At 43.9% G+C, this 16,034-nt stretch carries 8 protein-coding genes; all 8 read right to left on the minus strand.

Features of this window, described 5'->3' with window-relative positions:
- Window positions 1–9 precede the first annotated feature (9 nt).
- The 8 genes from QP794_RS08280 to QP794_RS08315 all read right to left on the minus strand — a co-directional run bounded on the left by QP794_RS08280 (window position 10) and on the right by QP794_RS08315 (window position 15,985).
- Window positions 10–3,438 carry an Ig-like domain-containing domain gene (locus tag QP794_RS08280; protein WP_285075794.1) on the minus strand — a complete coding sequence of 1,143 codons (3,429 nt, stop codon included), beginning with the start codon at window positions 3,436–3,438 and terminating at the stop codon, window positions 10–12.
- A gap of 416 nt (window positions 3,439–3,854) precedes the next feature.
- Window positions 3,855–4,196, minus strand: a complete 342-nt coding sequence (locus QP794_RS08285) for a hypothetical protein (protein ID WP_285075795.1) — start codon at window positions 4,194–4,196, stop codon at window positions 3,855–3,857.
- A gap of 204 nt (window positions 4,197–4,400) precedes the next feature.
- The gene (locus QP794_RS08290) at window positions 4,401–8,357 is read right to left on the minus strand and encodes an S-layer homology domain-containing protein (protein WP_285075796.1); all 3,957 of its coding nucleotides are present in this window, start codon (window positions 8,355–8,357) and stop codon (window positions 4,401–4,403) included.
- A gap of 163 nt (window positions 8,358–8,520) precedes the next feature.
- Window positions 8,521–9,648: a glycosyltransferase family 4 protein gene (locus tag QP794_RS08295; RefSeq protein ID WP_285075797.1), complete on the minus strand. Its 1,128-nt coding sequence runs from the start codon at window positions 9,646–9,648 to the stop codon at window positions 8,521–8,523.
- A 366-nt stretch (window positions 9,649–10,014) separates the two neighbouring features.
- Window positions 10,015–10,773 carry a WecB/TagA/CpsF family glycosyltransferase gene (locus QP794_RS08300; protein WP_285075798.1) on the minus strand — a complete coding sequence of 253 codons (759 nt, stop codon included), beginning with the start codon at window positions 10,771–10,773 and terminating at the stop codon, window positions 10,015–10,017.
- 6 nt (window positions 10,774–10,779) lie between these two features.
- The gene (csaB, locus tag QP794_RS08305; RefSeq protein ID WP_285075799.1) at window positions 10,780–12,027 is read right to left on the minus strand and encodes a polysaccharide pyruvyl transferase CsaB; all 1,248 of its coding nucleotides are present in this window, start codon (window positions 12,025–12,027) and stop codon (window positions 10,780–10,782) included.
- The gene (locus QP794_RS08310; protein WP_285075800.1) at window positions 12,003–14,024 is read right to left on the minus strand and encodes a DUF5693 family protein; all 2,022 of its coding nucleotides are present in this window, start codon (window positions 14,022–14,024) and stop codon (window positions 12,003–12,005) included. The genes csaB and QP794_RS08310 overlap by 25 nt, the downstream gene beginning before the upstream one ends.
- Window positions 14,025–14,263: 239 nt before the next feature.
- Window positions 14,264–15,985: a phospho-sugar mutase gene (locus QP794_RS08315; protein ID WP_285075801.1), complete on the minus strand. Its 1,722-nt coding sequence runs from the start codon at window positions 15,983–15,985 to the stop codon at window positions 14,264–14,266.
- Window positions 15,986–16,034: the final 49 nt, after the last annotated feature.

The raw sequence follows: 16,034 nt of genomic DNA on the forward strand, positions 1-16,034 counted from the left end.
CTAGACTAATTAGTTAGTAGTCCAGATAGTTCCTGCAGCAGCGTAAGTGTAAACTTTTGCTACATATTTGTTACCAACAGCATCTGTCAATGCTGTAGCATCATTATGATGTGTAATTGTGCTGTTATCTACTGCATCAGCAACTGTAAATGTAACTGTTTTAGCAGTTGCATCATAAATTGCTGAAGTAATAGTTACGCCACCTGCTGGTGTGAAAGCAGTTTTAACGTCAGTGTTATTAGCAACAGCTGTACCATTGATGTAAAGACCTTCACTAAATGTAGCTACAACAGTAGTAGCATTGTTAGTAGTGCCAGTTGTTGCTGGCAGAGTTGCAGTAGGAGCAGTAACATCTAACACTTTAACTTCTACTTCACTTGCAGTGGAAGAAGCTACTACTGTTCCGTTAGCATCTTTCAAGAATCTAGGATTCGGGATAGATACTTCTGCAATACCAGCTTGACTAGCAGTGAAGCTAATAGTTACAACGCCATTTGTGACAGATTCAACTTTATAATCTTTATTAGGAACCAAAGTTCCATTATCATTTTTGATAACAAAATCAGTTGCAATGTTATCAAGGTCAGCAGGAGCAGCTACAAGGTTCTCATTAAATGTAACTTGCAGGTTTCCGTTAGCAAGACCTTTAATAGTATCTACAGTAGCTGGGATGCTATCAGTTACAGTTTTGGAACCATTAGCAATCACTTCACCAGCTGAAGTGGAAGTTGTAGCATTAGTTTTAACATCTACTGTTACAGCAACTCCTGCACCAAATGTACCATTTTCATTCAACTTAGTGGAATCAGCAAGAGTCAAAACAACTTTTTTAGCGTCACTTGCCAATGTAGCATTGATTACGCTCAGCTCAGTTGAACCAGCTTTAACTGTGAAGTCAGAAGCAGTAACTGTGCTTGAGAGCAAAGCTTTATTGAATGCAACTTCAATTTTGTTAGTTGCTGTAGCAGCTGCAGCATTATAAGCAACAGCAGTAGCATTAACTACATTGAGGTTACCAGAAGTAAGATCTTTCAGGTAGTTACCCGCAACGTCTTTTACAAGACGAACGTTAACTTGTTGAACATTTGCAACTTGAATGTTGGATGGGAAACCAAGAATAGCGGATTTACCATCGGAAGAAACATTAATGTTCACTGAGGAAGGAAGAACTTGCCATCCATCAGTTGAGTTAACATAGTAGGAGTATTTGGCACGGTCAGTAATTGCTCCGTCTCCAGATACAGCCATAGCTTCGTTGAAGGAAACTGTGATTGTGTTGTTAGTTACGTTTCTAACAACAGTTGTTCCATCAATTTCTGGCGCTGTGCTATCTTTTGCAGTCAGTTCTTTAGAATAAGGAAGAATTACATTTTTCAATGTAGTGTTGTCGTTAACACCAGTAATGTTCAAAGTGTAAGCTTTTCCTGCTGTCAGTGCAGTAGCAAGAGTAACTGTTACAGTTTTAGCATCTGCGGAAACCGATGTTGTTTTCAATTTACTTACTTCTTTACCATCTGCATCTTTGATTACAAAGTCGCTAGAAGATACAGAAGCTGCTTCCAATGCTTTAGAGAACTTCACAGTAATTGTTTTAGCATCAGATTTCAACTCAGCATTTACAACTTCTGGACGAGTTTGATCCAATACAGGGTTCACTGCAACTTTAGTATCAGCAGCGATTGTGTTACCAGAGTAATCTTTTACATTAGTCACATAAACATCACTTGCGTACTGCAACTTGTTAGCCCAAGTGAATTTGAAAGTGTCATCGGAAATTTGTTGTACCGATCCAGTAGCGTAGTTCTTAGTAGAACCTTGCAACCAATAGATGTTGGAAGCCAATACTGTATCTGGATCAACTGGCTCGCTGAATTTCAATGTCACTGTTTCGAAAGTAGCACTTTCTACAGCAACTGTTGGAGCAGTTGTATCAGCAACTACATCAAAGCTCAATTCTTTAGCCAAAGACTTGAATCCAGCATAATCTTCAACATTTGTCGCAGTTACTTTGTGTGCACCATCAGAAAGAGCAGTGTACAATTTAACAATTACAGTATTTCCTGTAACTTTAGTTGTACCAACCAAAGTATTTCCGTCTACTTGGAAGTTACCAGGGTTTGCATTTTTAACTGGCTCGCTGAATACCAAACGGATTGTTTTGTTACCCAGAGCTTGTGCACTCTCAACAACAGGCAATGTGGAGTCAACTGGTGTGAACTCTTGGTTAGTTACACTCAGAACTTTGTCTCCAGCTTTGATGTTATTAAAGCTTACTTGGTAAGCCAATTGGTTAGTGAAACCTACATCAGTACTAGTAGTAGCAACATTCAGAGTAACGGATTTTCCGTCAGCAGACAGAACAGCGGATTTAACGTTTTTAGTTGCGCTATGGTTGTCGCGCTCCCAAACTGTGTAGTTATCAGCATCTTCTGCAGTGTTTTTGTCAACTTTACCATCAAAGTTCAGAACTACTTGAGCCAAGTTAGATGCAGTAGCTGTTTCCAACTTAGTAGCTGTAGTTACTACATAAGTAACTTTCTCAGTGAACTCTTTATCTTTGTAAGTGAATTTCACTTCAGTTTCTTTGTTAGCTTCGAGAGCTTTATCCAAAGTTACTTTAACGGATTCACCGTCGCTGATTTTGAAAGTAACAACTTTACCAGCTTCGCTTACTTCATAAGAAGCAACTTTCAAGCTTTGAGCTTGATCAATCGCGTAAGCAGCGCCTACAAGCAATTGACGGGAAGCGTTAGATTGGAAGTTCAAGCTAGTGTCAAGCAGACCAGCGTTGATTGCTGCTTGAACATAACCTTTAGCCCAAGCTGTCGCACTGTTGTTAGTTTCAGTTGGAACTTCGAGGTCCAAAGCGATTGTCAGAACTTTCGCCATTTCTTCGATAGTTACTTTACCGTTGAAGTCAAAGATTTTCTTCTCAACGTTTTTACCTTCCATGATGCCTGCAGCTGTTACTGCTTCGATGTAAGGAGCAGCCCAGTTTTTAGCATTGTAGTTTTTATCGTTGTAAGAATATACACCAGTGATTTCTTTCAGGCCAAGCAATTTAGTGATAACCTTTGCGAACTCAGCGCGAGTCATCTCTTTGTCCAAACCAGCTGTTCCATCTGGGTAACCAGTGAAAACACCTTTTGCTTTCAATGCATCAAACTGTTGTTGTGGCGAAACTGCTGTATCACCGAATGCTACAGATGCAAACATTGAGAATGCCATTGCTGTAGACAGAGCTACGGATAAAATTTTCTTCATAACCTTTTTTTCTCCTCCTTGGGCGTTCATAACATTGGAATTTTCTTTAATAGGGTCGCTCGTGTTCCTCATTCTATTGTCGCACCCCCTTTCCAGAGTCATGAGCAAGTTAATATAAATGATGTCTGTGAGCATATCACAGAAACTTGTAAACGATAATAATAATAGATCCATACGAAAATAGAGTAGTTTCCTAATCCTACCTTACGTATTATACAATGGGTCTTCCATGCCGTAAAGCAATTTTTTCTAATAAATAGACAAGATTCTTCACGAGGTCATTCTTGGTAAGTTCCCCAATGTTTTTGACTCTACATCTTAAACGCAGCAGATTTCAAAAAGTTGCGGATTCAGCAAAAAAAGTTTTGAACTTATTTATGTATTGATACAGTGCGGGTAAATGCGAGGTTCAAAACCTGTAAACCACCAATGATGGAGCAATCTGAAGGAAATTATCTTGTGTCTGGATTGATGGGGACGTTTATTTATACCCGATAACGCGCTGCATGAAGCGACAAATTCTTCTAATTACAAAATAAATAAAAGACATTCCATATGGAATGTCTTTCGTAATACTCTGGTTCTATAACTTAGCGAATTTTCATCGCAAGATCAATAATTTGAGCACGCATATTCGGATCACTGTTCAATCTCAGATACATGTCGTCAATGGGTTGTCTATTTTCCCGGTACGTCTTCTCATGTTTCATCGTGGTGTGAGACCATTCAATTAAGTCATTCTCAGCCAGAACCAAATTGTTATACGCCTCATGGAAGCCAGTCGCCTGTACAAGCCCTTCCATCACTTCTTGGGAAACTTCCTGCGTTTTACGTGTATCTTCTATTTTCTTCTCCAGAATGACTGCTTGTTTCTCGAACTGTGTCTTTGCCTTCATGTAGCCCAGCTGGGCTTTCGAATAAATCGGTTTCATTAGCTAACTTCACCCTCTAGATCATTGTGTATTTACCGTTATTGTATCTTAAACTCTAGCAAATTACAAAAATAGATATTGGTAAAAAACTCTTTTCTTCTATTATAAAAGTGTTCTTTACCAGTGATTATACGGCCATAAAAAGAACCCGCCCTTTTTATCAACAGGGACAGGTCCTCTCCAAATATTCATAACTATACTAGATTAGCTCAACGTTTTAGGGAATAGCTTCGTGCTCTTCTTGAGTAGCTCTACTGCAATTTTGGCAGCTTCCGCACGAGTCATGTTACCTTTCGGATTGAACTGATATTGAGGTTTGGTTGCGCCTGGAATCGTCACAGGGCTTCCTTCCATGATTTTGGCTTTTGTAACCGCCACGATGGCTGGACGTGCATAGAAATCGATAGAGCTTGAATCCAGGAACGATTTTGCCAATGTCGCAGATAACTTGCTGTCATTCGCGGCGAGTTTGGCATTCATGGCCCTTGCGATCATAACTGCTGCTTGTTCACGCGTAACAGGTTGATCTGGTCCAAAGAATCCATCACTAAGCCCTTGCACAATACCTGCACGTGCAGCCGTCTCAATCGCTTCGAATGTCCAGCGATCGGATTTCGTGTTTTCCGAAACATCAGTGAAGGTTGTTTTAGTCGTTTTGATTAATGGAATATCCATACCTCTCACGAGCAATGTAGCAAACTCACCACGTGTCGTTTGATCATCCGCACCGAAGGCATTTGTTCTAAGCGGGTTCATGATGCCTTTGGAATACATCGCATTCAACAAATTACGCGCCCATGGATGGTTTGTGATATCAGGGTAGCTCTGGCTTTGCTTCATAACTTTGTAATAACCAAATTCATCGAACGGTACCGTAATTGTGTGCCCTTTCGTATCTACTACACCACCAATGGATACCCATTTACCTACGTTAGAGTCATCCGAGTAGCGGTATACCGTAATGGTAGAACCTACATCGTCAACAATAGTAGGATCATAGCTCAGAGTTAACGTTCCCCGTTGGGAAGGTGTCAAAATACGCTCCTGCGCATATCTCGTGAACTCTCCATCAATGGAATATGGGGTAATTCCGTTAGTTCCTGCTTTATACCCGTTCGTACCACGATCACCAAGTTCACCCAACCCACCACTAATCCAATATATATCAGATACTTGTGTGAAGTTAGCTGTATTGATTACCGAGGCAAAGAAGCTGGACAACTCGGTAGGTATTCGGATTACGCTTGCACCATTCGTGCTTCTGTCATCCGTATTCACTCCAATGACGTTACCGTAGTCATTTTTACGTTCAACGACCCCGTCTTTTGGATCAGCGATACCAAACAATAGTTTGTTGTCGGGATAGAATTTCACCATACCGCTCGTTGTTGTAGATTGCAGAACTGTTCCTTTCGGGAATGAAAGCATTACATTTTTGTTAAACACCGTATATTTACTGGCCACTTTAGGCGCCATGTATTGAGAATCAATCGCGATGGCACTTGTATAATACACATTAATTGTGTCGTTGATTGTGCCGCCGTCACGAATAATCTGGATCTTAATTGCGTTATCTTTGTCTGCCTTCAGACCTACATAATCCAGCACAAAACGATTGTTCATATCTGTACGCTTTACAGCTGGCTCTTTACCGATTAATACTTGCGTTGCTCCCTCAGCTTCGATGTCGAATCGAACAAAGTTTTTGTTCACAACGATCTTACTGCCTACAGTAGGTTGTGGAGACAAGATACGGTAGGATGATGGCTCACGCACAATCTCAAGCCGCTGGGTTGTTCTAGCACCCGTGCTGTTAATCAGTTCGAGCGTGTATACATGCGTTCCCGGTGCATCAAACTTGAGATTCTGAATCCGGGCGATAAACAAATCACTGTTCCCTGTAATATCATAGCTTGGCAGCCCAGATGTACTAGGTTGGTTCACTTCAAATATTGTCGTTGTGGTCAATTCTTTGGTGAAAATCTTATCTGAGCCAAAATATACATTTACGATCTCGGCTCCGCCACCGTTAATAACAAGATCATAGTTCTCTTCGCTTGTTACATACTTGTCCTCTTTAAACGCAAATTCAGGTGTGACTGAGAAGATCCGTTTCATTTCTTCATCTTCATATTGCGTGATGGGTTTGTTAATAAACTGCTGACGAGAGTCCTTAGGAATCAGCGTAGGCATGAAAGATGTAACCGTCGATTGATTCTGATCGATTACATTGATTTTCAGCGTCGTCGAAATCGTAATAGGAAGCTTATTCGCATCCTCATCCGTAGCACGAATGAGAATCGTGTTCTCACCGTAGACAATCGGCCCCTGCTTTAATACAGGCAGGTCTACAATGAATGTGCCGTCATCTGCAGGGAATTTGTCCGTTGTAGTAAACTTTTTACCATTTACAAGTACTTCAGCAACAAAGTTAGTACCACCTATCGTTTTAAATCCAATAAAACGTCCCTTTAACGTAAGCTTTTGGTCATTTTTTTTAGAATTGAATGTATATGTCTGTCCGTTTTGAAGGCTCTCTACATAAATAGAACTTGCAGTTACATAGGAGATTTTCACAACTTTGGGCAAGTTGGTTGGACTTCCGTAATAGAAACGAACCTGCTGCTCGCCTCCAAGGAAGCCAGAAATTTTATATACTTTTTGATTGTTTGTCAGTTTCATCTTATCCGTGTTATCAACTGGTGTAATGGTAAGCTTGGTTGTACCTGTTGGCAGATACTCACCCACTAGATCCCCAGTGATCTGTTCACTGGACTCCACGAGGATGAAGAACTCATTACTCTGCAACTTGGTTCCGTCCAGTTTTGTTTGAGAATCAATGGCCTCACCCGCTTTGTAATCAGGCAAATAATAGATCTCGGTGATATCCTGTGCTCCTGCAGAGTAAGTGTAACTCGCGTTGTAGCCCGCACTGAAATTACCGTAAGCAAGACGAACACGCAAAGTTTGTTCCTTTTTAGGGGTTATCCCATCCGCCGCGAGCTCCAGATTGTAAGGTGTGGTTACCTGAAATTTGACCAATCGATATTCAATGGTAACACCATCTGATCCTGTAATAAGGATTTCATCCTCAGGGGTAGTCGTAAAGATAAAATTAGCTGGTTGTGTCAAATTCCCATTGGAAAGAGTAATCTCACCATTTGTTGGACTAAATGGCTGGGCACTCGCTGAATATGGAAGCAGCACCTGCCCAGTCAAGGTTGCTGTTGTTTGACTTGTACCTGTAAAGGTTGGATTGCTACCTAGAATAGATTTGTCCTGTCCACCTAATTGCACTTTCAAATCCGTAAAGGGTTGATCTTTATCGAAATAATAAATAGAACGTTCTGTTTCTATAGCATTGGATGCGCTTGAAATCTTAAATTTCAAGTTATTTAGTCCAGCCTTCAAGGCAAGCTGAGGTAGGAAAAATGATCCGTCCTGCAGCATGGAAGCATTGATTTCATCGCCTCCGTTCACTTTCACGCTAACGAGCGTGGAGTTCTGCACTTTACCTTGAATAGATACACGCTGTGTATCTACAACCGTATTAGAACCCTCATTCAAGTTATAGGATTTGTTTCCACCTGTAGCAGAACTGTCCGTGTACACTTGAAAGCTCTCAATAAAAGGAGCCTGATCGTACAATACATAGAATGTATCAGAACGTTCTACTGACCCTTGGTTCCCTAGAAAAGTGATTCTATTAAATCCTGGAAACAGATTCAGACTGTTCGCTGTGAATTTATTATTACCACTTGGATCAGCAGTCACTGCTGTTGTAATTGATTTTGTAGAGTCTGCGACCCATTTACTCTCCGAGCCGCTAGTAACCAGATTTAGCTGTTCAACTTTTACCTTCAAACTGGTATTCGATACAAAAGCGTAAGAACCAGTGATTGTAATGGATGAAGTTGAGGTTGTATATGCATTCGAACGTGTCAGGAAAGCCTTGGTTGCATCTGGCACGATAGTCAGCGCAGCAGTCTCCCTTAACGTTCTAAGATCTGGTGTAAAATACGTGGTATACGCGTTAGATCCTGTCGTCGTGTCACCGTCCGCAGCCGAAGCAACGGCCCCACCGAACAGACCTTGTGGGAACAATGAGAACACCATAGCGACCAACATGATCCATGCCAACGGCCGTTTCTTTTGTTGCATTACGTATCATCTCTCCTCTTTTTAAGTCAGTTACCGTTATATATCGGCCGAAAGGTTCCAATTATTTAGTAAAAACAGCAAAATAAACAAAAAACCTTGTCCATGAAGGACAAGGTTTGGGTGGAAAGAATATTCAATAATATCAGTAAACGAGCGTTTCTATTTAGGATTTCGAGCGGGTTTCCGGGTTCATCTTGACGCGCATACGCATCAGGAAGTTAATGACCGGCCTTCTGGTTTTGCTTACAAGTCCGATGACTTCTGCTCCGACCTGGAGGAAGAACATCATGATACAGATCACGACGAACGTCACCCAGTTGGCTTCGAACATCGCAGCGGAAGATTGGATAATCGCCAGTACACCGAAGAATGCGGCAATACCGTAGATGATCAGTACCGTCTGACGGTGACTGAATCCAAGCTCACGCAGGCAGTGATGCAAGTGACCTTTATCCGGTGAGAAAATCGGCTTCCGTTGTACCGCACGGCGAATGATCGCGAAGAAGGTATCCGAGAGTGGCACACCGATAATGATCAGCGGCGTAATGAAGGACACAACAGCAATTTGTTTAAATCCGAGCATGGACAGCATCGCCAGAGAGAAACCAAGGAATAGTGATCCCGTATCCCCCATGAAGATCTTGGCTGGGTGGAAGTTGAAGAACAAGAATCCAACAATACTACCGAGAAGCACAAGGCACATCAAGGCAATCATCATGTTTCCCATCAGGAAGGACATCACGGCAATGGTACCAATAGCAATACCGGATACACCGGCGGCCAGACCATCCAGACCATCAATCAGGTTAATCGCATTTGTTACACCAACAATCCAGAGGATCGTCAGCGGAATAGACACCCAAGCTTCCAATGAAGAGTATGCATCCTGAAAAGGAATGTTGACGAAGTCTACGCGAATATTGAATCCGAATACGACTACAGCAGCAGCTATAATTTGTCCAAGCAGCTTCACTTTGGCTGACAGTTCAAAACGATCATCCAACGCACCAATCAGTACGATGATCGAGCCACCAATCAGAAAAGCACTGACAAAGCTCATGTCTCTTGTAGTAAACCATGATGACACAAAAGGAAGCAATGCGGCAACTGTAATAATAAAGGCCAGGAAAATTCCTAAACCACCAAGGCGCGGCATAATCCGAGTGTGCACTTTACGTGCATTCGGCGTATCCATTGCTCCGATTCTGACTGCGAACTTTTTGACAAGTGGTGTCAGGGCAAGAGCCAGTCCCATTGACACGATAAATCCAATGATAAAGATCGCTACCATTTGAACATTCGACCCCCAATTATAATACCGTAAGAAATTATAAATCCCCTGATCTCTTTTTATATATAAAAATGTTTTGTTAGTTATTTTGAAAACTTGTTACACGATAACGAAGAGGGCAAGGAAAACCTGTAGAAGCGAAGCGTTCGCCTTTATCACCTGATTTCACCCTCATAAAGGGTAATAAAAGAAATCTGGGGATAACAGCGATCGAAAGGTTGCCTTGCTATCGTAGTTGCTCAGTGTAACGTTTTAATTCAAGCAGTACGACACATGTAATCCGGAATGAATTATACGCTGATCACAGGCGAAATGCCAACCTCAATTTTTAGCAAAAACGTGCATTTTACGCGTAATAGCCTAATTTTAACGGACTTTAGTCACGTTTTCTTTGTCCCGCATCACTTTGATGGCGAATTTCGGAAGCGCAAGCATTCGGCCAGCCCGGCTAGGTTCGCGAAGCAGACGGTAAAACCATTCCAGTCTTAACTTTTGGAACACTTTAGGTGCACGTTTGGTTCTCCCCGATATCACATCAAAACTGCCTCCAACCCCCATGGTTACGGGAACTTGAAGCACGTCTTTGTACTTGTGAATCCAAGGTTCCTGCGTATCTGCCCCACGTGCAACAAACAGAAGATCAGGTGCAGCTTCACGGATGGAAGCGACAACCTGCTCGTCCTCAGCCGGACCAAAATAACCGTCACGATAACCTACAATTCGAATCGCCGGATATTGCTCTTGTAACCGAACTGCCGTTTCTTGAATCACCTCGGGTGTAGAACCGAGCAGATACACGCCCCACCGATAGTTTTCTCCAACCCGCAGCAATTCATGTAAAAGCTCAAATCCAGGCACCCGTTCTGCCACAGGCTCCCCACAATAATTGGCAGCCCATACAACGCCTGTTCCATCGGGAACAATCATTTCAGCAGACTGCATAACCTGCATCATTGCCGGATTCTCCAGCGCGGCCATGACCATGATCGGATTGGCTGTAATGACTTGGTGTGGCTGCTTCGTGAGCACTGCTTGGCGCAGAACCTCCACCGTTTCTTTCATCGTTAGTTTGGAAAAAGGAATACCATAGATCGAAACGGTAGGTATTGGTCCGGTCTGATTCATCTTATTTCACCCTTTGCGGCCTAAATATTTAATAATTTGCTGTGCAGGCACTCTGGCCTCCTGCTTCAATTCGGTAATGCTTTCTTCATGTTCCTTCAACCACTGTGAACGCTGATCCAACAGGTGAGCCACCGTTTTCGCCAGTTTATCCGCATCCAGAGCTTCTGTACTGCCCACGGATTCACTATCCAAACGCAGCATGAACTGATCAATCTTCGGATCATACGAAATACCAACGGGTGGGACATACTGTGAAGCTGCATAGATCAGACTGTGCAGACGCATGCCGATAACGACATCACAATTACTAACTTCCTGCAGCATCAGCTGTGGATCAGTGAGATCCTTGGTAATGCTAACTTCGCTGCCCTTGTTACCCAAATCACCGAGCATTTCCATGACAAACCGTGAAGCCTGCTCATCATTAGGCAAGTGAAATGGCATAAAGCGCAAGTGAACGGCCTTTTTGGAGCATAGCTTCTTCAAACCAGCAGCAATGGCTGTAAGCTCTTTACGATCCGATTCCCAGAAACGCACGGAAATGCCGATCACCGGGAGTTTAGTATGAATGCTTGCTCCCTTAGCATTAACCACGATCTTCTCGGTAGAAGTTGTTTGCTCAGTAGATTTTTCAGATGATTCTTCAAAAGGAGTTTCAGCTGAGTTTGAACGTTCGATATTCGGTTTCACAGAACTTGCTTCTTCCGTTTTAGCCTCAGGCAGTGGCAGACCCATCACCGGATCAGGGACCACATGAATCTGATTCCACTGCAATCCGAGCCCACGCAAATATTCAGCGGATTGTTCATCACGCACAGATACATAATTGCAGGCCTTGAAGACCGATCGGATCATTGGATTAAAAATTTTGCGATTTACAGGTCCAATACCCTGCGCATAGATAAATGTTGGCTTTTTCAACCATTGGGCCAGTTTGATGACACCCAAGTAGTAAGGGATGGATTTCAGTCCGGTTGCATCCTGCAGCAGACTTCCTCCTCCGCTAATTAAACCGTCACTTTCCTTGATCGCTTCGCGAACCTCCTTCAACTTCATCCGATGTACTGAACGTACACCGTACATTGAAGTGGTCGACTCCGGGTCACCGGAGAGCACAATCGGCTCAATCGTGACGTTCGATCTGTGGCTCTCCTCTTCCAGCGCGGTCAAGATTGACTTAAGTACCGCTTCGTCTCCGCTGTTGTTGAATCCGTAATATCCCGAGATGACTAACTTTTGAGAAGTGGTGACCATTTTTTCCAACATCCTTCCGCTACTTGCCACACACCCACAGCAACGATACCGAAGATTAAGCCAAGTCCCAATCCCATCACTCCACGAATGAGTGACAACACAGCTGGCGTATGGATATGCGCGAACGTATCCACCATGGACAATTGTCCAATTGCTGCAATAATGAGCACAAAGATGACTTTACGATATTTTAAAGCGGCGAACACGCCAACGATAAACAGCGGGTGTCCCAGCATAAATTCTTTGAATCTTGGCCGCACGCCGAACGTATCTTCCAGCGTTGTACGCAGGAACATCTCGAATGGTGTAACCGAACCCGAGTTGCCTGTACGGCTCAAATAATAGTACCCGACCACAGCAGCAACCAATGCCAATACAACCATTAATACGTTAATCGGTGTACGCAGAATCTCCTTAATTTGTTTAATGGAGAACGTACCCGAACCACGGTAAAACAAAATATAAATCGCAACAAGCCCCATCGGTGCAAAGTGTAACAGACTCACGCCTCGGAACTGGTTGATCACCAGACTGTACGTGATGCTGTTCAGCAATGCGATGACAAAAGGCACCGCCAGGAACGAAAGAATCGACGTTCTTACATATAAGACTATCGTTTGTGCCAATCGACGACCCGCTGAAGCGTCAGGCTGACGCTGTTGCTGATAGTTCACTGTACGAACCGCGAGCACCATCGCAATGGTCGGCGCGCTAATTGCGACCAGCAAGGCAATTCCTTGCTCCAGCAACGTCGGTTTGAGCAAGAACAATCCGGCACTGCCCACCAGAGCCAGAGCAAATACCAGCAATGTAAGCAGTGGTACAAAATAGGAGACCATAAGCGTAATCATTGCGATTGCACCAATCAGGGCAACCAGCTTGGCATAACGCTGAATGGAAGAATCTTTAACGGTGAAAGCTTCAGCTTGTCCCAGTTCAAAGCCGTGTTTTCCCATACGCTCAATCGCATGACCGGGCTCACCCAAACTGTTGATCAGATTATCAATTGGATTGGTGATCATGGCTTTGGCCGTATTCCGACTTGGCGAAGCATTCATATAGAGCATACGAATGTTGCGGTCTTTGGTAGCCAAAACAAAACGGTCAGCAATGGTGTCTACATCCAGATTGGCATCCCCGTCACTTAAGGAATACAGACGAGTTACATTGTAGTCAATTTTATAGGAGAGAGTCTCAAAACCGGATTGCGGTTTCTTCAAATTCTCAATAGCCGCTAGACCAATATGGTGCTTATTCAGCAACTGAGCGAACATATCAAGACTCTTCATCTCTGCATTATCATTGTACCCTTTCACAGCATCGCCATCAAACAAGATGCGCTTTACCCCATTCTCTTCGAAGAAGGTAAGCAGGCGTTCCATGGATTCCTGATTGTAAGGAACACTATCTGCGATCCTTGGCAAAATGTAAAATCCTTTATCACGCAGCATCTTCACGGCAACTGGATCTGGCTGCAAAGGCTGCATGTTCGCATTCTCCGGTGGAGTCTGCAATATTAAGCCGCTACGACCTTCATATTCCCATGGAACCACAGGAATCTCCCGATCGGCGAACGTTTGTTCAATGATAGGAGTATACGTTTGTGCATATTCCTCGTTGGTGAACAGCACATACGTGTAATTATCGTTAGAAGGAATGACATTTTTAGTCATGTTAGCAATATCCTGCCCGTTATACACCATCAGACGGCGGGACTTCTTCAACTCATCCAGTGTACTTTCGAACACCGCCATGGTTGTCACTCCGGCATCTTTCAAACGAGTCAGCTGCTCATTCATGAAGTCTTGCGGATGGGCCTGATAAGCCGAAATATCCAATAGACCCCGATAATTGAAGACAAGCTCCACCTTTTTGGCGGAAGATTCCGTCTGTACCCGATCACTGATGACAGGGATGGAAGCAATCAAACCGATAATGACAACAATCCACAGCCACTTCCGGGAAGCGGTATTCCAATAAAGCCATTTTTGACGCACTACATGTACCTCCTCAAGTGTTGGAACCAAATACACGTTCAGCTCATGATTTTCATTGCAATATAGTTAATAAATACCGGATACACACAGCTTGTGTTAACCAACGTGCATCTATCCGCAATTCATTCAAAATAGACGTAGACATTCACCCTTTTTACCTAAAAGAAAAGCCCCTCCGCCAACCAACCTTACGGTGCGGAGAGGCTTTCTCATGTTCTTGCTCAGTACTGCATTCGTATTTATTGTGCGTCTACACGCGTCATCACTGTAGTCGCCAGACGATCGATACGGCTTTCGGCGTCTTCCAGACTCTCTCCGCGCACGGCGAAGTACACTTTAATCTTCGGTTCTGTTCCCGAAGGACGCAGGCAGAACCATGATCCGTCTGCCAAAATATATTTCAGAACGTTCTCTTTAGGCAAGCCATCCAAGCCAAGGGAGTAATCCAGCACGTCTTGTACAGCGATGCCGGCTACTTCTTGTGGCGGATTGGAACGCCAGTCGGTCATTTTCGCCTGAATTTGAGCTACGCCATCCTTGCCTTTCAGCGTACGCGACTCCAGCTTCTCCAGGAAATATCCGAATTGGCTGTACAGCTCTTGCAGGACATCATAGAGAGTTTTGCCTTGGTTTTTATAATAAGCAGCTGCTTCAGCAATCAGCATTGCAGCCAGAACTGCATCCTTGTCACGTGCGTAGCTGCCTGCAAGGTAGCCATAGCTTTCTTCATAACCGAACAAGAACGTATGACTGCCGGTTGCTTCGAACTGGTTCATTTTTTCACCGATATATTTGAAGCCTGTCAGGGTGTTCATTACTTCTGCACCGTAATGCTCGGCAATGACCGCTCCCATCTCGCTGGTTACAATCGTTTTGACAACCGCGCTGTTTTTCGGCAGTTTACCTGTCTCTTGCAAGCGGCTTAACACATAATGCACCATGATGGCTCCGGATTGGTTACCCGAGAGTACGAAATACTTGCCATCATTGTTTTTAACTACCGCACCCATGCGGTCTGCATCCGGATCTGTACCGATCAGAATGTCCGCACCCACGGATTCACCCAGCTTCATTGCGAGTGTGAACGCTTCGCGTTCTTCCGGGTTAGGGGATTTCACAGTTGAAAATTCAGCGTCTGGCTGTTCTTGTTCTGCCACAATGTGAACCTGCTCGAAACCGATTTGTTCCAACACACGTCTTACAGGCACATTTCCTGTTCCGTGCAGAGGAGTGAAGACGATTTTGAAATCACGGCCGACACCGGATTGAATCAGATCACGACTGAGACTCAGGCTGGCAACTGTATCAACAAATGCCTGATCTTCCTCTTCTCCAAGCCATACGAGCAATCCTTGGGCTTCGGCTTCTTCTTGCGTCAGCTTTTTCACATCCGCGAGGGAAGGAACTTCCTGAATGTATTGGATGACTTTCTCCGCTTCGTGCGGTACCAGTTGGCCACCCTCGTGGTTGTACACTTTGTAGCCATTGTATTCAGGAGGATTATGACTCGCCGTCACCACAATACCGCCGGTTGCTTGCAAATGACGTACACTGAAGGAAAGCTGAGGCGTAGGACGCAGGGAAGTAAACAGCTTAGCCACAATGCCATTCCCAGCCAGAACCAGGGCCGCATCCAGTGTGAACTCAGGTGAGAAATGACGGGAATCATGTGCGATCACTACAGAAGGCTTACCTTCTTTGTCGCCATGCTGCTCCAGCAAATAACGCGCAAACCCTTGCGTTGCACGACCCACGGTATAACGATTCATCCGGTTGCTTCCCGCTCCAATTACACCACGCAATCCACCTGTACCAAACTCCAGATTTCTGTAGAAACGATCTTCCAGCTCTTTCGGCTGATCCTGCAAATCACGAAGCTCCTGTTTCGTCGCTTCATCAATCGAAGCATCCTCCAACCACTGCTGCAATGTTTGTGCTGCTGTTCCGCTTAACTGTTCCATTCCTGCAAACCCCTTCCTTCTATATAAAATTCAATTGAGTTCTGAACTA

The sequence above is a fragment of the Paenibacillus sp. UMB7766-LJ446 genome, assembly GCF_030226665.1.
Classification (GTDB): domain Bacteria; phylum Bacillota; class Bacilli; order Paenibacillales; family Paenibacillaceae; genus Paenibacillus; species Paenibacillus vandeheii.

What these genes read in the sequence shown, in the direction of transcription:
- QP794_RS08290 (WP_285075796.1), bottom strand. Translation starts at nt 8,357, where the DNA reads ATGCAACAAAAGAAACGGCCGTTGGCATGGATCATGTTGGTCGCTATG.
- QP794_RS08285 (WP_285075795.1), bottom strand. Translation starts at nt 4,196, where the DNA reads ATGAAACCGATTTATTCGAAAGCCCAGCTGGGCTACATGAAGGCAAAG.
- QP794_RS08280 (WP_285075794.1), bottom strand. Translation starts at nt 3,438, where the DNA reads ATGGATCTATTATTATTATCGTTTACAAGTTTCTGTGATATGCTCACA.
- csaB (WP_285075799.1), bottom strand. Translation starts at nt 12,027, where the DNA reads ATGGTCACCACTTCTCAAAAGTTAGTCATCTCGGGATATTACGGATTC.
- QP794_RS08315 (WP_285075801.1), bottom strand. Translation starts at nt 15,985, where the DNA reads ATGGAACAGTTAAGCGGAACAGCAGCACAAACATTGCAGCAGTGGTTG.
- QP794_RS08295 (WP_285075797.1), bottom strand. Translation starts at nt 9,648, where the DNA reads ATGGTAGCGATCTTTATCATTGGATTTATCGTGTCAATGGGACTGGCT.
- QP794_RS08300 (WP_285075798.1), bottom strand. Translation starts at nt 10,773, where the DNA reads ATGAATCAGACCGGACCAATACCTACCGTTTCGATCTATGGTATTCCT.